Annotated in this window: 14 protein-coding genes and 1 pseudogene; 5 read left to right on the plus strand and 10 right to left on the minus strand. The window is 63.1% G+C overall.

The genetic code is table 11. The annotated features are described in order from the left end of the window. Positions 1-210 precede the first annotated feature (210 nt). The 5 genes and pseudogenes from boxB to ABIE49_RS18090 form a co-directional block, all read right to left on the minus strand. The gene (boxB, locus tag ABIE49_RS18070; RefSeq protein WP_192735721.1) at positions 211-1647 is read right to left on the minus strand and encodes a benzoyl-CoA 2,3-epoxidase subunit BoxB; all 1437 of its coding nucleotides are present in this window, start codon (positions 1645-1647) and stop codon (positions 211-213) included. A 119-nt stretch (positions 1648-1766) separates the two neighbouring features. Continuing rightward, a complete protein-coding gene (boxC, locus tag ABIE49_RS18075) occupies positions 1767-3455 on the minus strand; it encodes a 2,3-epoxybenzoyl-CoA dihydrolase (protein WP_192735475.1) in 1689 nt (562 codons plus the stop codon). 98 nt (positions 3456-3553) lie between these two features. Beyond that, a complete protein-coding gene (locus ABIE49_RS18080; protein ID WP_192735476.1) occupies positions 3554-4072 on the minus strand; it encodes a DUF309 domain-containing protein in 519 nt (172 codons plus the stop codon). Positions 4073-4123: 51 nt separating this feature from the next. Next, the gene (locus ABIE49_RS18085; protein WP_192735477.1) at positions 4124-4936 is read right to left on the minus strand and encodes an alpha/beta fold hydrolase; all 813 of its coding nucleotides are present in this window, start codon (positions 4934-4936) and stop codon (positions 4124-4126) included. A gap of 154 nt (positions 4937-5090) precedes the next feature. Beyond that, positions 5091-6639, minus strand: a pseudogene (locus ABIE49_RS18090) (benzoate-CoA ligase family protein). A gap of 125 nt (positions 6640-6764) precedes the next feature. On the opposite strand from ABIE49_RS18090, the gene ABIE49_RS18095 reads away from it, so the two are divergent. The 3 genes from ABIE49_RS18095 to ABIE49_RS18105 all read left to right on the plus strand — a co-directional run bounded on the left by ABIE49_RS18095 (position 6765) and on the right by ABIE49_RS18105 (position 8414). Further along, positions 6765-7661: a helix-turn-helix transcriptional regulator gene (locus ABIE49_RS18095; RefSeq protein ID WP_192735478.1), complete on the plus strand. Its 897-nt coding sequence runs from the start codon at positions 6765-6767 to the stop codon at positions 7659-7661. 140 nt (positions 7662-7801) lie between these two features. After that, a complete protein-coding gene (locus ABIE49_RS18100) occupies positions 7802-8161 on the plus strand; it encodes a PilZ domain-containing protein (RefSeq protein WP_192735479.1) in 360 nt (119 codons plus the stop codon). A 34-nt stretch (positions 8162-8195) separates the two neighbouring features. Then, on the plus strand, positions 8196-8414 hold the full coding sequence (locus ABIE49_RS18105; RefSeq protein WP_192735480.1) for a hypothetical protein: 219 nt from the start codon (positions 8196-8198) through the stop codon (positions 8412-8414). Positions 8415-8421: 7 nt separating this feature from the next. On the opposite strand, the gene ABIE49_RS18110 is transcribed toward ABIE49_RS18105, so the two are convergent. Both ABIE49_RS18110 and ABIE49_RS18115 read right to left on the minus strand, forming a co-directional pair. Beyond that, on the minus strand, positions 8422-8784 hold the full coding sequence (locus ABIE49_RS18110) for a hypothetical protein (protein WP_192735481.1): 363 nt from the start codon (positions 8782-8784) through the stop codon (positions 8422-8424). Between the two features lie 225 nt (positions 8785-9009). Next, positions 9010-9795: an IclR family transcriptional regulator domain-containing protein gene (locus ABIE49_RS18115; RefSeq protein ID WP_192735482.1), complete on the minus strand. Its 786-nt coding sequence runs from the start codon at positions 9793-9795 to the stop codon at positions 9010-9012. Between the two features lie 117 nt (positions 9796-9912). On the opposite strand from ABIE49_RS18115, the gene ABIE49_RS18120 reads away from it, so the two are divergent. Then, the gene (locus ABIE49_RS18120) at positions 9913-11271 is read left to right on the plus strand and encodes an aromatic ring-hydroxylating dioxygenase subunit alpha (protein WP_192735483.1); all 1359 of its coding nucleotides are present in this window, start codon (positions 9913-9915) and stop codon (positions 11269-11271) included. 115 nt (positions 11272-11386) lie between these two features. Continuing rightward, positions 11387-12823, plus strand: coding sequence for a glutamine synthetase family protein (locus ABIE49_RS18125; protein ID WP_192735484.1), 1437 nt, complete (start codon positions 11387-11389; stop codon positions 12821-12823). 146 nt (positions 12824-12969) lie between these two features. On the opposite strand, the gene ABIE49_RS18130 is transcribed toward ABIE49_RS18125, so the two are convergent. From ABIE49_RS18130 to ABIE49_RS18140, 3 genes are all read right to left on the minus strand, one after another. Further along, on the minus strand, positions 12970-14433 hold the full coding sequence (locus ABIE49_RS18130; RefSeq protein WP_192735485.1) for a GH1 family beta-glucosidase: 1464 nt from the start codon (positions 14431-14433) through the stop codon (positions 12970-12972). A gap of 38 nt (positions 14434-14471) precedes the next feature. Continuing rightward, the gene (locus tag ABIE49_RS18135) at positions 14472-16304 is read right to left on the minus strand and encodes a glycoside hydrolase family 17 protein (RefSeq protein WP_192735486.1); all 1833 of its coding nucleotides are present in this window, start codon (positions 16302-16304) and stop codon (positions 14472-14474) included. Positions 16305-16616: 312 nt separating this feature from the next. Continuing rightward, positions 16617-17219, minus strand: a complete 603-nt coding sequence (locus ABIE49_RS18140; RefSeq protein ID WP_192735487.1) for a class I SAM-dependent methyltransferase — start codon at positions 17217-17219, stop codon at positions 16617-16619. Positions 17220-17300 lie beyond the last annotated feature (81 nt).

Here is a 17300-nt window from a genome sequence, read left to right on the forward strand (position 1 = left end):
GTGATGGCGGCATGTCTATGCGAATGGGGGTGTTGAAATAGCGGAGTAGGTGCGGCGCTAAGGCGCCACCCAACAAACCGGTGTCGTCCCGGTCTTGAGCCGGGACCCATAACCACAGAAATTAGTGGTTGACAGCAAGTCGTCGAACAGCGTCTCTCAAAATAGCGCCGCGGCGTATGGGTCCCGGCTCAAGGCCGGGACGACACAAGATCACGTCTCGATTTTCACGTATTCGAAATCGCCGGGCTTGTTGTCGATGCCGACTTTCGGCGGCGAGATCCAGGAGGCGTAGGTGCCGGCTTCCGTGACCGGGGTCATCAGCGAGGCGATGAAGTCGCCGTCATCGGATGACGGCAGCCAATCGTTCTTGCGCGCGTTCCAGGTGGCGGTGTCGATCAACACGCCCTCCGGGGTCGCGTTGATATCCTTGAACTCGCCGATATGGCGGTGGAAGGCGACGTCGGGCAGCGTCAGCTTGTACTGGTAGCCGGCGAGAGAGATGATCTTGTTCCAGCGCAGCATGCCCTTGGCGCAATCCTGCGTGTAGTCGTCGCGCAGGCGCATGTTGAGCGCGGTCAGCGCCGGCTCGTCGACGCGCTTGATCACGCCATCGACCAGCTTCAGCACCGGATAGGTCGCGTTCTTCAGCTGATGGTCGTCGTCGATCTGGGTTTCCTTGTAGCGGCCCTTGATGCCGGCGTTGAAGGCATTGGCGGCGTTGGTCGAGACTTCCGAGCCGAACAGATCCAGCGACAGCGAATAATGCAGATGCAGCTTCTTCTGGATGGTCGGCAGATCGATCACGCCGAGCGCGCGGACTTTTGCGATATCGGTGGGATCGGTGATGCCGGCTGCCTTCATCGCCTCGCAGGTGCGCTGCACGACGCGGCTGATGCCGGTCTCGCCGACGAACATGTGATGCGCCTCTTCGGTCAGCATGAAGCGGCAGGTGCGCGACAAGGGATCGAAGCCGGACTGCGCCAGCGAATGCAGCTGCATCTTGCCGTCGCGGTCGGTGAAATAGGTGAACATGAAGAACGACAGCCAGTCGGGCGTCGCCTCGTTGAAGGCGCCGAGCATGCGCGGGGAATCCGCGTCGCCGGAGCGGCGGCGCAACAAATCGTCGGCCTCTTCGCGGCCGTCGCGGCCGAAATACTTTTGCAAGAGATAGACCATCGCCCAGAGATGGCGGCCCTCTTCGACATTGACCTGGAACAGATTGCGCAGGTCGTACAGCGAGGGCGCGGTCTTGCCGAGATGGCGCTGCTGTTCGACCGAGGCCGGCTCGGTGTCGCCCTGGATCACGATCAGGCGGCGCAGCGTGGCGCGGTGTTCGCCCGGGACTTCCTGCCAGGCCGGCTTGCCGAAATTCTCGCCGAACGGAATGACGCGGTTTTCCTCCTGGGGAGCAAGGAGAATGCCCCAGCGATATTCCGGCATCTTGACGTAATCGAACTTGGCCCAGCCGCGCGGATCGACCGAATAGGCGGTGCGCAGGTAGACCAAGGATTGCTGGAAGCCTTCCGGCCCCATGTCGCTCCACCAATCCATGTAGCCGGGATGCCAGCCCTCGAGCGCCTTGAGCACCTGGCGGTCTTCACTGAGATTCACGTTGTTGGGAATCTTGGTTGAGTAGTCGACGTTCATGAAGTTCATGGCAAAGGCCTCCCGTGTTGGGACAGATGCGGTTGGTTCGGCGAACAGCGAGTAGCGAATGGCGAATAGAAAAGAAAAACTACTCGCCACTCGCCATTCGCTACTCGCCCTTAAACTCTCGTCATATCGAATTGCGCCTTCTGGCCGGTGCCGTAGCGGCGCAGCGCGCCCTCTTCGCCGACGGCGTTGGGGCGCTGGAAGATCCAGTTCTGCCACGCGGTGAGGCGCGAGAAGATCTTCGATTCCATGGTCTCGGGTCCGACAAAGCGCAGATTCGCTTCCATGCCGGTGAGGCCGTCGGGCGAAAAGGAGGTGCGCTCCTCCAGGAACACCCGCACCTCGTCATCCCAGTCGATATCGTCGAGCGCGAAGGTGACGAGGCCGAGCTCTTCGGCAGCCTCGGCATCGAGCGTGGTGCCGATAGTCGCCTCGGCGCGCTCGAGATCGGACGGATCGGCCTGGAAGCGCGACTGCAGCCGCGTCAGACCATGGCTCATCGGATACGGCCCGAAATTCATCGCGGTGAGTTCGATGGTCGGCGGGGCGCGGTTGTCGCCCTGCTTCTGGCCGATCAGCATGTAGGAGCGGTCGGCGGCGAACACGAGTTCGGCCAGCGTGCCGACGAAGCAGGAGCCGGGCTCGACCAGCGTCACCAGCGTGCGCGAGGTGACGTCGATGCGTTTGAGCACCCGCTTCCAGTATTGCCTGATCTCGTTGACCAGCCAGTGCGCCTTGTTGGCATCGAGGAACGCGTCGCAGGCGACGACGCCTGCGCGGTCGCCATGCGACTTGAACAGCAGCATCGCGGTCTCGAGCTCGTTGATCCGCAGGTGCAGGATCGCGTCATCGAGCTCGCGCGCGACCTGCAGCGGCCAGAACGATGCGCCCTGCGCGATCAGGCCGTCGATATCGGCGGGCGGGGCTTCTTCCGGCGCCTTGATCGAGATGGTGGCGATGCGCTGCGCGCGGTCGATATCGACGCTGACAAAGCCGTAGCGGATGCCGGCCTCATTGATGGTGCGCTGGAGCGGCGTCAGCGCGAGACCCTTGCCATTGCCGTTGCGCTTCGAAGCTGCGGCGAATTCCTTGGCGCGGTCGGCGACCTTGGCCTCCAGCTTGCTGTTCGGCACGATCTCGTCGACCAGGCGCCATTGCACGGCGCGCTTGCCCTTGATGCCTTCCTCGATGGTGCAGAAATAATCGGCATGATCGCGGCGCACCTTGCGCTTGTCGACCACGCGGGTCAGGCCGCCGGTGCCCGGCAGCACGGCGAGCAGCGGCACTTCCGGCAGCGACACCGCGGCCGAGCCGTCGTCCGCGAGCATGATGTGATCGGTCGCCAGCGCCAGCTCATAGCCGCCGCCGGCCGCGGTGCCGTTGACGACGGTAATGAACCGCTGCCCGGAATTCTCGGAAGAGTCTTCCAGACCGTTGCGGGTCTCGTTGGTGAATTTGCAGAAATTGACTTTGTGGGCGTGGGTGGCGCCCGCCAGCATGCGAATATTGGCGCCGGCGCAGAACACGCGGTTCTTGCCCGAGCGCATCACCACGACTTTCACTTCCGGATGCTCGAAACGCAGCCTTTGCACGGCGTCGGCAAGCTCGATGTCGACGCCGAGGTCGTAGGAATTGAGTTTTAACTGATAGCCTTCGAACAGGCCGGCATTTTCGTCGACATCCATGGTCAGCGTCGCGACGTCACCATCGACATCGAGCTTCCAATGCCGGTAGCGCGACGGATCAGTCTGGAAATCGATGTATTTTGCACCGCCTGCGAGGACGCGATCTTCGCCAGCCATTGGGCCACCCTGACGCTTTTGTTAGCCTTACCTTACATGCACAATAATGCATGTTTTTGATCAGGTCTAGTCAAAAACGTCGGAACATGCATTTTGTTTCATGTTCGGCTCACGGAGCCAAAGGCCACCCAATCGGCCTTGGCAAGCTGTGGCCGCCCCAGTTTGGCCTTCACGAGTTCGGCCAGGGCTAAAGCCGGAAAACCGTCGGCGAACCCGTCACCGCCGGCGTTGCGCAGACCGAGCGCCTTGAGTTCGCCGAGCGCCTCGCCGAGCAACCTTGCTGCGGCGTGCGGCTTTTGCATGCGCAGGCGCAAATTCGCAGTCGCGATCTGGATGCAGGCGCGCAGCAGGATTCGCTCGCGGCCGCCTTGCGGTGCGGCCGCCCACACCGCTTCAAGGATCTCCTGCGACTCCCAGAAATAACCATGGTCATTGATCCGCAGCGCGTAGCGCAGCGCCGGATGCCGCGCCGGCACATGGCCGCCGAACCGCGACGGCACGAGCGCGGTGACCTGCGCCAGCGTTTCGTAGTCGGCCTCGGCCTCAACAGCCTCGCCCGGCACATAGGCCCAGCGCGGCAGCGGAAGGTTGCCTGCGGCCAGAGGCGGCGTGGTCATCGGGGCATGACCCGACGACCGACAATCCCAAACAGTGCACGGAAAAATAGCTTACGCGGCCCGTCCCTGCGAGCCGTCAACACGCAACACCGCGTTTGCGAATTCCTGGACCGCATCCAGCGTCGCGCCCGGCGCCTCCCGATGCGGCTGGTGTCCCGCCCCCGGGATCACGGTCACATCAACCGGACAGTAGCACTCTTCCTGGGCGATCTCGATCTGGCGCATTGTCCCATACTCGTCATCCCGCCCCTGCAGGATCGCGACGGGCACGCGGATATAAGCGAGGTATTCGGAAATATCCCAGTTGCGGAAGGCCGGATCGAGCCAGGCGCCGTTCCAGCCATAGAAGGCGTTGTCGACATCCTTGTGCCAGCGCGCCAGCTTTGCCTTCAGGTCCGAGGTCTCATAGGCGGTCTTGATCTTCGCGATGGACGCCACCGAGATGTCCTCGACAATGAAATGCGGCGCGATCATCACGACGCCCTCGACGCGGTGATCCTGATGCGCACCCGTATAGATCGCCGCGATCGAGGCGCCATCGGAATGGCCTAGCAAGAGCCCGCGGCGAAAGCCGATTTGATCGAGCAGCTTCGGCAGCACGTCGAGTGCTTCGCTGTGCATGTAGTCGACGGCACGCGGCAGTTTCGCCGGTGTGGAAGCGCCGTAACCGCTGCGCGAGTAAGCAAAGACCCCGGTGCCGGTGGCGGCCTGAAGCTTGTCCGGAAAATCGCCCCACAGTCCGGCCGATCCGAGGCCCTCATGCAGCATCACGATGGTCGGCGCGTCCGCGGGTGCGGGACCGATCATGCGGTATTCGAGATTGGCGGCGCCGATGGTGAGGAAGCCGGTGGGGGAGAGGGTCATGTTGTTACTCTTCGAAGTGATCGAGATGCTTGTCGTCCCGGCGAACGCCGAACCCATAGCCCCGGTCATCTGTTGTTGAAAGAAGCCGTCGACCATTGTGCTCAACAACAACTGCCGCAGCGTATGGGTCCCGGCGTTCGCCGGGACGACGCAATTATGGCGCACCATCCCGCAATTTGAACCGCTGGATTTTTCCCGTTGCCGTCTTCGGCAAACTGTCCACCACATCGATCCAGCGCGGATATTTCCACGGCCCGATCTTCTGCTTGACGTGCTCCTTCAGCGCATCATGCAGGCCGTCGGTTTTGGTTTCGGCGCGCAGCACCACGAAGGCCTTTGGCTTCAGCAGGCCTTCCGGATCGGCCTCGGGCACCACGGCGGCTTCCAGCACCGCGGGATGGGTGATCAGCGCGCTCTCGACTTCGAACGGCGACACCCAGATGCCGGATACCTTGAACATGTCGTCGCTGCGGCCGCAGAACGTGTAGCGGCCGTCGGCGTCGCGGATGTACTTGTCGCCGGTGCGGGTCCAGTGGCCTTCAAACGTTTGCCGGCTCTTGCTGCGCTGGTTCCAGTAGCCTTCGCCGGCCGAGGGCGCATCGACCAGCAACTCGCCGACCTCGCCATCGGGCACGTCGCTGCCCGCTTCATTGACCAGCCGCACGCGGTAGCCCGGCACGGGGCGGCCGGACGAGCCGTATTTGATGTCGCCGGGCGCGTTGGACAGAAAGATGTGCAACAGCTCGGTGGAGCCGACGCCGTCGAGAATGTCGACGCCAAACCGCGCCTTCCAGGCATTGCCGACCGATTCCGGCAGCGCTTCGCCCCGCCGAGGTGCAGACGCGAAGCCGCTGGCCGGCGCCCGTGTCCTTCAGCGTCTCGTCGTTGAGCATCGCCGCGAACAATGTCGGCACGCCGAAGAAGATGCTGGGGTTGTATTTGTTCATCAGCGCGAACATCGCCGCCGGCGTCGGGCGATCGGAATTCAGCACCGTTGATGCGCCGACCGACATCGGAAAGGTCAGCGCGTTGCCGAGGCCGTAGGCAAAAAACAGCTTTGCTGCCGAGAGGCCGACGTCGTCCTCGCGAATGCCGAGCACCTGTTTGGCGTAGGTTTCCGCGGTGGCGGCGAGATTGGAATGCAGGTGGCGCACGCCCTTGGGCATGCCGGTGGAGCCCGACGAATAGAGCCAGAATGCGGGCTCATCGGGATGCGTCGCCGCGGTCGCAAAGCTGTCGCTCTCGCGCGCGAGTTCGTCGGCAAGCTTCTTGTGGCCAAGCGCGTCCTTGCCGGACACGATCACATGTTCGAGGTCCGGCATCCGGCCGACGATGTCTTTGACGACGGGATAGAGCGCTTCGGAAACGAACAGCACCCGCGCGCGGCAATCCGCCAGCACGTAGGCATATTGATCCGCCGTCAGCAGCGTGTTGAGCGGCACCGGCACGATGCCGGCGCGGATTGCGCCGAGGAACACGGAAGGAAAATCGACGGTGTCGAGCATGATCATCGCGACGCGCTCTTCGCGGCGGACGCCAAGCCGGCGCAGCATGTTGGCGACGCGGCAGCTCTGGCGTTGCAGGTCGCCATAGGTGAGTTCGGAGACCGTATCGGTGAAGGCGAGTTTCTCAGCCCGGCCCTCGTCGATATTGCGATCAAGCAGCCAGGTCACCGCATTGTAGGAACCGGACGTGCCGCTCAAGACGCTTCTCCCAGATTTTAAGAATTATAATTCATATAAAGACCACCATGCGTGCTTGCTGTCAATCCTCATCGGCATTATGTTTCCGAAACGCGCCGATTTGCAGCCAGGGCTACTTCAGGGAAATGTCCGAAACCAGCGATCCCGAAACCGGCTTTCTTGAGCAGCTCGGCCAGCGCGTGCGCACCATGCGGGCGTTGCGCGGCATGTCGCGAAAAGTGCTCGCGAAGGTCTCCGGCATTTCCGAACGCTATATCGCGCAGCTCGAAAGCGGCAAGGGCAACGTCTCGATCGTGCTGCTGCGCCGGGTGTCGAACGCGATGGGCGCGCATCTGGAAGATCTCATTCCCTCCACCGAACCGGTGCCCGACTGGGCTGTCATTCGCGACCTCGTGCGCAAGGCGACATCCGCGCAGATCGCGCAGGCCAAGGATGTGCTCGCGGGCGGAAGTGCCACGGCGCATCGCAAGATGTCGTTCTCGGGTATCGCGCTGATCGGCCTGCGCGGCGCCGGCAAATCAACGCTCGGCAAGATGCTGGCGAAGAAAATCGGCTGGAGCTTCGTCGAACTCAACAAGGAGATCGAGGCGCAGAACGGATTGTCCGTCGCCGAGATCATCGCGCTCTACGGCCAGGAAGGCTTTCGGCGCATGGAGCAGGCGGCGCTCGGGCAGTTGCTGGCGCGCAAGGAGCTGATGGTGCTGGCCACCGGCGGCGGCATCGTCTCAGAACCACTGACGTTCGACCTGATCCTGTCGTCGTTCTACACGATCTGGCTGAAGGCGAAGCCCGAAGAACACATGGCGCGCGTGCGCGGCCAGGGCGACCTGCGTCCGATGGCGGACGATCGCTCCGCGATGGCTGAACTGCGTACCATTCTGGTCAGCCGCGAACCGCTCTACGCCCGCGCGTCGGCCGTGGTGGATACCGCCGGGCTGAACGTCAACGACGCCGCGGCGCGGCTGGTCGATGCGGTGGCGCCGGTGCTGCACGATGAAGCGCGGATGTTCGCGCGGGGCTGAGCGGACGCGGTGTCTTCGTGCACCGCTCGCGAAAGAACGCCACCATTAACCACGGCCGCGGTTAACCACCGCAACGGTTCTTTGCGGAAACACACCCTCCAATAGTGTTACCAAAGCGTTAAACGCAGGGAATACAGATCATGTCCGAGCGCCGCAAACTGCCGAGAAACCGCGTCTATTACGGCGGAAGGGTCGCGTTCAACGCCCGCTCTTCAACGCTCGCCTGCGTCGTGCGCAACTTCAGCCCGTTCGGGGCCAGGATCGAGTTTGAAAGTTCCGCCCTCGTGCCCGACGAGGTGGATTTCGAAATCGAACGCAAGGGGATCTCCTGCCTGGCGCGCCTGGTCTGGCGCGATCAGTTCGCCGCGGGTCTGGTGTTTTCAGGTGCAAGCGAGACGGGAGGCGTCGTCGAGCTGAACTGGGCGCGCAAGCTGCGCGCCAGCGAACGGGCGAACCGGCAACTGCGGTCGCGCCTCGATCAGCTGCGAACCGAACACTGATGCGATCACGGAAACTGCCGCAGGATGAGATCGCATGAGTACCCTTGAAGACGACGCTTCCATCCGCATCGCCGCCAAGATGCCGAGAAGCCGGCCGCGCCCGCTTCGCGCGATACTGCCGGTGTTGACGGCGCAGTACACGATCGTCGCGATCGTCGTCAGCCTGTCGGTTGCGGGCACGCTTCGCTATCTGGTGACACCGCAGATCGTCGCCAAGTTCGAAATGATCGCCGCCGCGCTCAGGCGGATTTAGTATCCCGTCAGATTTCGGCAATCCGGCAGACTTCTTCGTGAAACACGAGGTAGCGTTTCGGCGCGATTAGATGCGGCGTGTTCTCGCGCCACCATGCGGCGGCCTCGGGACTCGATTTGGCGAGAATGCCGACGGCAGGCGCCGCCTCCACCGCATAGCCGGCGATCAGCTCCGCCTGCCCGCGAAACACGGCCGCCCATTGCGCCGCCCGTGAACGCGGCCGCGACAGAACGCCGAAGGCAAGAAGTTTTCGATGCGCCGCATAGCGGATGACCGGCAAATCGAGGCCGACCCATCTCTGGCGGACCCATAACGGGGCATCGCCGGGGGGAACGGCGACGATACGGACAGCCCAGTCGGGATTTTTCATTACGTCTCTCACGGCATCTGCATCGACTTCGTGCAGGCCGGAGGGGAATGCGTTCATGGCAAGGGGCAGAAAAATTCAGCCATGCGGCTGTAGGATGGGTAGAGCCACCGGGTCGCGCGAATGCGCGCCCGATGATAAACTCCGCGAAACCCATCACCTTCGTTGATGTGCAGCGTCAATAAATGGTGGGTATCGCTTCGCTCCACCCACCCTACGCAGCAATGCTTACAACAACATCGATCTGACCGACTGCGCGCCCTCTTTCAGCAGCGGCAGAAAGCGCTCGATCATCTCGGCCGTCGAGACGCGGTCGACATGCGCGCCCATGTTGATGGCGCCGACGATCACCTCGTCGTAGCGGCGCACCGGGACCGAGATCGAACGGAAATGCGGTTCGGCCTCGCGATCGACCAGCGAATAGCCCTGTTCGCGATCGCCGCGCACGCAACCGAGCAATCGTTTTGGATCGGTCACCGTGTGCGGCGTCATCGGCTCGCGCCGCATGGCGGCGAGCCGCGCGGCGAGGTCGCCATCGTCGAACTGGCCGAGCATGACGCGGCCGACCGAGGTGCAGAACGCCGGCAGGCGATAGCCGATGTCGAGGCCGGCGGAGAACACCCGCGTCGGACTGCCGCGCGCGATGAAAACGACCTCGTCGCCATCGAGCACCGCGAGCGAGCTTATTTCCTGCGCGGCCAGCGCGATCCGGTCGAGAACCGGTTGCAGCACCGTCACCACCTGGCTCGATTGCAGATAGGAGGCGGCGAGCGTCAGCACGCGCGGCGTCAACGTGAACAGCTTGCCGTCTGACGTAACGAAGCCGCCATGCTCGAGCGTGAACAGGATACGGCGGGCGGTGGCGCGCGGCAGTTCGGCGGCGCGCGCCAGATCGCTCAGCGTCGCGGGGCCCGCGATCGTGCCGAACACCTGGAGCAGGCGGATGCCGCGGTCGAGACTCTCGACAAAATCGGTGGCGCGCTCGTCGCCCTCGGCGCGTTTCAGCTTTGGCATTGGCCCTTCCGATTGGAAGCGTTCAAAATTGTGCTTGCCGTCCTCTCCAGTCATGGCATAATTCGCCCATTCGTTCAATAGGCGAACAAACTGCCGCCGACGAAAGGGCTGAACGCCATGATGAGCCAGGAAGCGAACGACCTGATCACCCGCACCGGGCCAAAAGATCCCTGCGGGAAATTGATGCGGATGTACTGGCAGCCGGCCGCATTGGTCGACGAACTGCCGGGGCCGCGGCCGGTCAAAGCCGTCAAGCTGCTCGGCGAGAATCTGGTGCTGTTTCGCGATGAGAACGATCGTTACGGGCTGATCGATCGTCATTGCGCCCATCGCGGCGCCGACCTCGCGTTCGGCCGGCTTGAGAATGGCGGCCTGCGCTGCGCGTTCCATGGCTGGCTGTTCGACACCACGGGCCAGTGCATCGAAACGCCGGCGGAGCCGAAGGGCTCGAACCTGTGCAAGGGCATCAAGCAGCGCTCCTATCCCGTGGTCGAGAAGAGCGGCATCCTCTGGGCTTACCTCGGCGAGGGCGAGCCGCCGGCATTTCCTGAGATCGACTGCTTCATCGCACCGGACAGCCATACGTTTGCGTTCAAGGGCCACATCAATTGCAACTGGCTGCAGGCGCTCGAAGTCGGCATCGATCCGGCCCACGCCTCGTTCCTGCATCGCTTCTTCGAGGACGAGGATACTTCCGCCAGCTACGGCAAGCAGTTCCGCGGCGCGTCCGCCGGGTCAGACATGCCGATGACGAAAATCCTGCGCGAATACGACAACCCGATCATCAATGTCGAACACACCGAATACGGCCTGCGGCTGATCGCGCTGCGCGAGATCGACGAGGAGCGCACCCATGTGCGCGTCACCAATCAATTATTTCCGCACGGCTTCGTGATTCCGATGAGCACGGAAATGACGATCACGCAGTGGCACGTGCCTGTCGATGACGAGAATTGCTACTGGTACGCGATCTTCACTTCCTACACGGCGCCGGTCGACAAGAAGAAGATGCGCGACCAGCGCCTCGAACTCTATGAGCTGCCCGACTACAAATCGCGCAAGAACAAGTCGAACGATTACGGCTTCGATCCGCACGAGCAGGCAACCGAGACCTATACCGGCATGGGCGCCGACATCAACGTGCACGACCAGTGGGCGGTGGAATCGATGGGCGCGATCCAGGATCGCACCAACGAGCATCTCGGCACCTCAGACAAGGCGATCGTGCAATATCGCCGCCTGCTGCGGCAGGAGATCGAAAAGGTTTCCGGCGGCGAGAAACCGTTCATGTTCCTCGACGCGTCCCGCGCCCGCAGCATCCAGGGCCCCGCCACCATGGACGGCATTGGGCCGACGAGAGGCTGGGAAATCTACTGGATGGAAGTCGACGTCAAACGCCGCCGCGGCGCGCCATGGGCCGCGCCTGTGCCGGGTGAGATATCGGACAAGATCCGGCATCTGACGGCGGCTGAGTGATGGTGGTTGACAACGTCATTCCGGGGCGCGTCGCAGACCCGAGCCCGGAATCTCGAGGTTCCGGGTTCGACGCTTTGCGTCGCCCCGGAACGACGAACAACGAGGGAGTGACGCATTGAGTTTCGTGGAGCGTCACGGCCTGTGGTCGGCGGAGCAGAAGGAGGCGGCAAGCCGCCTGCGCCGCATTGTCGAAGAACAAAAACTCGAAGTCATCCGGCTCTCGTTCCCGGACCAGCACGGCATCCTGCGCGGCAAGACGCTGGTCGCAAGCGAGGCCCTGGCCTCGCTGGAGAGCGGCTGCTCCATCACCACGACCATGCTCGCCAAGGACACCTCGCACCGCACGGTGTTTCCAGTGTTCACATCCGGCGGCGGTTTTGGCATGCGCGAGATGGAGGGCGCCGCCGACGTCTTGATGGTCGCGGATCCCACCACGTTCCGCGTGCTGCCATGGGCGCCCACGACAGGCTGGCTGCTGTGCGACATCTATTTCATCGATGGCCGCCCGGTGCCGTTCGCCACAAGGCATCTCTATCGCGGCGTGCTCGATCAGCTCGGCCAGCGCGGCTACGATTTTGTAGCTGGCCTCGAAGTCGAGTTTCACATCTTCAAACTCGAAGACGCGCGCATGGCGCCGGAGGATGCCGGGCAGCCCGGCCAGCCGCCTTCGGTGAGCCTGCTGTCGCACGGCTATCAATACCTGACCGAGCAGCGCTACGACCAGATGGAGCCGGTGCTGGAAATCATCCGGCGCGACGTGCTGGCGCTCGGCCTGCCGCTCCGGTCGGTCGAGGTCGAGTTCGGCCCGAGTCAGTGCGAATTCACCTTTGCGCCGACCAAGGGGCTGACGCCGGCCGACAACATGGTGCTGTTTCGCAGCGCCGTGAAGCAGGTCGCCCGGCGCCACGGCTATCACGCCACTTTCATGTGCCGCCCGAAGCTGCCGAACGTGTTCGCGTCCGGCTGGCATTTGCACCAATCGATCGTGTCGCGCACCAGCGGCGCGAACGCCTTCATGACCACGGAAGGCGGTGAGGTGCTGAGCCCGTTCGCGCGCAACTATCTCGCGGGACTGCTGGCCCACGCCCGCGCCTCTGCCGTGTTCACGACGCCGACCATCAACGGCTACAAGCGCTACCGCACCTATTCGCTGGCGCCGGATCGCGCGATCTGGGGCCGCGACAACCGCGGCGTGATGATCCGCGTGCTCGGCGGCCCCAATGATGCAGCAACGCGCCTCGAAAACCGCATCGGCGAGCCCGCCGCCAATCCCTACCTCTACATGGCCTCGCAGATTCTCTCCGGCCTCGACGGCGTCGACCGCAAGCTCGACCCCGGGCCGTCAGCCGACACGCCCTATGAGACCAAGGCGGCGCTGCTGCCGAAGACGCTGCGCGAGGCGGTGTTCGCGCTCGACGACGATCCGTTCTTCCGTCAAGCGTTCGGAAAAGAGTTCGTCGACTATTACGTCCACATCAAGAACGCCGAGATCGAGCGCTTCCAGGCCGAGGTCTCGGAGTGGGAACATCGCGAATATTTCGAGATGTTTTGATATGTCGTCCCTGCGAACGCAGGGACCCATACTCCGCGGCGATCATTGTTGTAGAAGGTGTCTGACGCCGTCACTTTCACGGATGGGCCGCTGCGTATGGGCCCCGGCTCAAGGCCGGGGCGACGGAGAGAGGGCCACCAGCCGCTTCACACCACCGCATTCTGCTTGATCACTTCCCGATAGAACGACGCGCTCAGTTTCGGCGTGCGGCGCTGGGTGTTGAAGTCGACGTGGTAGATGCCGAAGCGCTTCTGGTAGCCGTCCATCCATTCGAAATTGTCGATCAGGCTCCACAGGAAGTAACCGGCCACCGGCACACCTTCCGCCGTCGCGCGCTGCAGATGGAACAGATAGTTGCGCAGATACATGACCCGGTCGACGTCATAGATGGTGCCGTCCGCGGCCGGCTGATCCGTCGACGACGTCCCGTTCTCGGTAATGTAGATCGACTTCACGCCCCAAATGTTCGCCGCGTGACGCGGCGCCCAATACAGCGCCTCCGGACCGATCCTCAGCCAGGACGCATCCATATGCGGGAACGATGCCGGAAACGGCGCCAGCGTGTAGCCGCGCGAATTGTCCGCGGCCAGCACGTAATGGTCGGGCGTGTAGACATTGAGCCCGACGAAATCGATCGGCGATGAAATGACACGGAGATCGTCGGCGGTATGTTTCGGGGCGTCGGCCTGCGCCAGATAGGCGTCGGTGAATTTTCCCTCGAGGATAGCGGTCAGATAGCCGGCATTGAGTTCGCGCACCGCGATCTCGGCGGCGCGGATATTCGCCGGCGTCTCGATCGCGGGGATACAGTTGACCATGTTCTCGGCGAGGCCGATTTTGGTTCCGGCCTTGGCGGATGCCCGGATCGCCTGCACGGCAAGGCCGTGCCCAAGGGCAACGTGGTGACGAACCTGGTTCTGCTCGCCTTGCGACAGTGTCAGGCCCGGCGCGTCGAGGCCAAGGCCATGGCCGAGTTGAACCAGCCTCGAACATTCGTTGATCGTGAAAATGTGCTTGACGCGGTCGCTCAGGCGCTCGCTGACATAGGCGGAATAATCCGCAAACGCTTTCGCGGTGTCCCGCGACATCCAGCCACCGAAGCGCTCTTGCAGCGCCTGCGGCAAGTCCCAATGATACAGCGTGGCAAACGGCTCGATGCCGTTTGCCAGCAGCTCGTCGAGCAACCGGTTGTAGAAGTCGAGGCCCTTCGGATTGGGCGCGCCTGTTCCTTCGGGAAAAACGCGAGGCCACGCGATCGAGAAGCGGTAGGTCTTCGTCCCCAGCGCCTTCATCAATTGGACGTCGTCCTTGTAGCGATGAAAGTGGTCGTCAGCGATGTCGCCGGTGCTGTGGTCGACAATTTTTCCGGGCGTGTGCGCAAAACGATCCCAGATCGACGGCCCTCGGCCGTCCTCGTTGACGGCGCCTTCGATCTGATAGGACGAGGTCGCGGTGCCCCATTTAAAATCAGCCGGAAAGGCCGCGATGGGTTTCTGGCCACTGGAACTGCTTTGTGCATCGGCTGACTTGACCGACCCCGCCGACAGGCCGAGCGCCGCCCATCCTGCAAGCTTGCCCAAACGGCGCCGGGAAAATCTGTTCGACCACATGCGTTCGTTCCCGGACCAGAGCCCTGTTCAGCACACAGCTATTTATCGCATTCGACCTTTGACGTTGCCGCAACGAAGCCGCCGGCGGTAGCGGCCTGCGGTTTTGGCGGCGGCAGGGAAGCGACGGCAACCGGTTGCACGGCGAGTTCTTGCTTGCGAAGCGTCTTCCGGAAGACGAACGGCATATTCGAGTGCGCACTCCACACGGCAACGAAACGCGGCGGCCACAGCGCGGCGCCAAACAGGACGAACGCCGCCGCGGTCCACAACGATTGCCAGTTGTGAACACCCTCATTGAAAACGAGAAAAAGCGCAGCCGCCGCGAGCAGGCCTGCAAACACCGCCTCGGCGGTGACGCCGTCGTCCGACTTTCGACGGCAGAGCAGCGCCACCGTCCAGACCGGCACAGCCGCCATGGTCACGCTGGCAAACGGGAAATCCCGCGAACGCGGATCGAACACGAGGCCGAGCGCGACCTCTACCGTGATCAGCGTGGTGACCATGAGCACAACGCCCAGGACCAGCGCAGGCAATGATGAGGGCCAGCCCTGGCGTGGGCCGAGCAATTCCCGGAGGGACGGCAACGGCCGTCCGGCCATCAACGCGTTGACGCACAGCAGCGGCAGCGCGATGGCTGCGGTCAGAAGCCACCCCTGGTTCAGCAGACCGGCGACGCCATAGTTTTCATAAAAGGCCTTTTCGGCGCCGAGCCCCAGCAGGATTCCGCCCGTCGTCGCACACGCCGACACGGCCAGCCACGGCGCCAATCCTGTCGCCACCCGCCGACGCCAGAGCGTCAACAATGCAACGGCAAAGACACAAATGCCGAACGCAAGACCAGCTCCCAGTTGCAGCTTCCAGAACGGATAATTGCTGACGGCCGCTCCGTGCGCGTGCTTGATCTGACGGCTATCGCCGTCGAGAAGGCCCCAATGGGCGCCGACCGTACCTTCCCACTGGCGCTTCCATGATTCGTCGTAGGCCTCAAACACATTGACGCGGATTTTTTCCCGCTCCGCCCGATCGAGCAGTTCGGAAACGAAGCGGGCCTGATTGATGCGTGACGGCAGCGAGACCTCCCGCATGCGTCCCTTGCTCGGCCAACCCGCCTCCCCGATCAGGATTTCCTTGCCGGGAAACGCCTGCGCGACCTTGTGGTAGATATCGATGACATGTGCCGCCGCGTTTTCGGCTCGGATCGGCTCATCTTCCCAGAACGGCAACATGTGGACGGTGACGAAATCGACGTCGGCCGCCATCTCGCGGTAGCGCAGCCAGTAATCCCAGGAATCGGCGTAGGTTATCGGCGTCGTGATACGCGACCTGACCGAGCGGAGGATTTCGCGAAGGTCTGCCACCGTCATTTCGCCCCGGAGCAGCACCTCGCTGCCGACGACGACGGAGGTCACGGTCCCCTGATAATCCTTGGCCAGCGATACCGCGGTGTCGATCAACGTTGCGTTCTTCACGCGGTCGCGTCCGAGCCAGATGCCGAGGATGACTTTGATCCCGACCTTCGACGCCAGCTGAGGCACCTTGTCGAGGCCGTTCTCGACCGAGTAGGTGCGGATGCAGTTCGATATCCCGGCCAGCTGGCTGATATCTTCCGCGATCTGCTCTGGGCTGATGATGATGTTGGAATTCCACGGCGTCTGCCCGCTCCGGAACGGCGCATAGGACACGCAGTCGAGCTTCTTGGCGGGATCGATCAGCGCATGATCCAGCAGCACCGGGCTCGCCAGCCAGTACCAGGCCGCAACAATCATGCTCATCGAAACGAGGAAAAGCGCCAGCGGCACGCTCTTGCGGGAGGCGCCGGTCGGCCGGGCCGGCAAACCAGTTCGCAACGCGGCGGGAGCATCGAGGGACATCGCGCAATGCCTTGAGCTAGATCACGAGCAAGCGGTGCTCAACGTCGTATTGCGGCGCGGTAATCGCGGCGCCGACAATCGTAATGAACCGCCGGTCAACAACGAGGCAATTGAATACATTGCTAGACATACTTTGGCCTGGTGGGAGTCACGATCTGGCTTGACGTGATTGCATGCGGCCCCCGCTAGAACACGTCAGTTTGACGAAAATGAGTATACCAGCGTTCGTCATCCTCCAACAATCCGGGCACAGGAAGCGTGTCCCGGGATCGTTCTGGCTGATCTGCGCGCAGCGCAGGCTGGCCGACCGATCTAGGCGAGCTGCGCCAGCCAGACCGTATGACCGCCGCATTCCGGATCTTCGACGACATGCGCCATCACGTCGAAGCCATTCGCGCTCAGCAGCGCGCGGTATTCGGCGGCGTCCAGGCTGGCATGATAGAGCGGCTCGCCCCTGTAGCTCCCGATCGCCTCGCCGTGCCCCGGACCGCTCGTGAACATCAATGCCGCGCGCGGGGCAGCATGCTGCCGGAAGATGGCGAACATCCGGCGCTGGTCATCGGGACAGAGGTGGAAGAAACTGTCCCAGGCCAGCAAGCCGTCGAAGCGCCGCGCGAGCGAGAGCGTGCGCATGTCGGCGACGTGCCACGCGAGATGCGGAAAAGACGCCGTGCACAGGGCAATCAGTTCCGGCGACGAATCCACACCGGCGACATGACATCCCTGCTGGGTGAGGTAACGGGCGATCGGCTCACCTGAGCCGCAGCCGATGTCGAGCACGGCAGCTCCGGCCGGCAGCAGCGCGCGAAACCGGTCGAGCCACGCGCGCTCCATCAGCTGGTTGCCGCGATCCTGCGCCCAGGCGCGTGCGTGGCGTTGATAGAGTCCGATGATGCGGTCGGCGTCGGGGTTCATGGCGGGATTTTGGTGTGGGCGTTGTGAACGCGTCAGTCTCTCAACCCGTCATGCCCGGGCTTGTCCCGGGCATCCACGTAT

Origin of the sequence: Bradyrhizobium sp. OAE829, from assembly GCF_040546575.1 — a bacterium.
In the GTDB taxonomy this organism is placed as follows: domain Bacteria; phylum Pseudomonadota; class Alphaproteobacteria; order Rhizobiales; family Xanthobacteraceae; genus Bradyrhizobium.

Coding starts and splice junctions, on each gene's coding strand:
- ABIE49_RS18105 (WP_192735480.1), top strand. CDS start 8,196: ATGAGTACCCTTGAAGACGACGCTTCCATCCGCATCGCCGCCAAGATG.
- boxB (WP_192735721.1), bottom strand. CDS start 1,647: ATGAACGTCGACTACTCAACCAAGATTCCCAACAACGTGAATCTCAGT.
- ABIE49_RS18130 (WP_192735485.1), bottom strand. CDS start 14,433: ATGTGGTCGAACAGATTTTCCCGGCGCCGTTTGGGCAAGCTTGCAGGA.
- ABIE49_RS18080 (WP_192735476.1), bottom strand. CDS start 4,072: ATGACCACGCCGCCTCTGGCCGCAGGCAACCTTCCGCTGCCGCGCTGG.
- ABIE49_RS18115 (WP_192735482.1), bottom strand. CDS start 9,795: ATGCCAAAGCTGAAACGCGCCGAGGGCGACGAGCGCGCCACCGATTTT.
- ABIE49_RS18100 (WP_192735479.1), top strand. CDS start 7,802: ATGTCCGAGCGCCGCAAACTGCCGAGAAACCGCGTCTATTACGGCGGA.
- ABIE49_RS18120 (WP_192735483.1), top strand. CDS start 9,913: ATGATGAGCCAGGAAGCGAACGACCTGATCACCCGCACCGGGCCAAAA.
- ABIE49_RS18085 (WP_192735477.1), bottom strand. CDS start 4,936: ATGACCCTCTCCCCCACCGGCTTCCTCACCATCGGCGCCGCCAATCTC.
- ABIE49_RS18110 (WP_192735481.1), bottom strand. CDS start 8,784: ATGAAAAATCCCGACTGGGCTGTCCGTATCGTCGCCGTTCCCCCCGGC.
- boxC (WP_192735475.1), bottom strand. CDS start 3,455: ATGGCTGGCGAAGATCGCGTCCTCGCAGGCGGTGCAAAATACATCGAT.
- ABIE49_RS18140 (WP_192735487.1), bottom strand. CDS start 17,219: ATGAACCCCGACGCCGACCGCATCATCGGACTCTATCAACGCCACGCA.
- ABIE49_RS18135 (WP_192735486.1), bottom strand. CDS start 16,304: ATGTCCCTCGATGCTCCCGCCGCGTTGCGAACTGGTTTGCCGGCCCGG.
- ABIE49_RS18095 (WP_192735478.1), top strand. CDS start 6,765: ATGTCCGAAACCAGCGATCCCGAAACCGGCTTTCTTGAGCAGCTCGGC.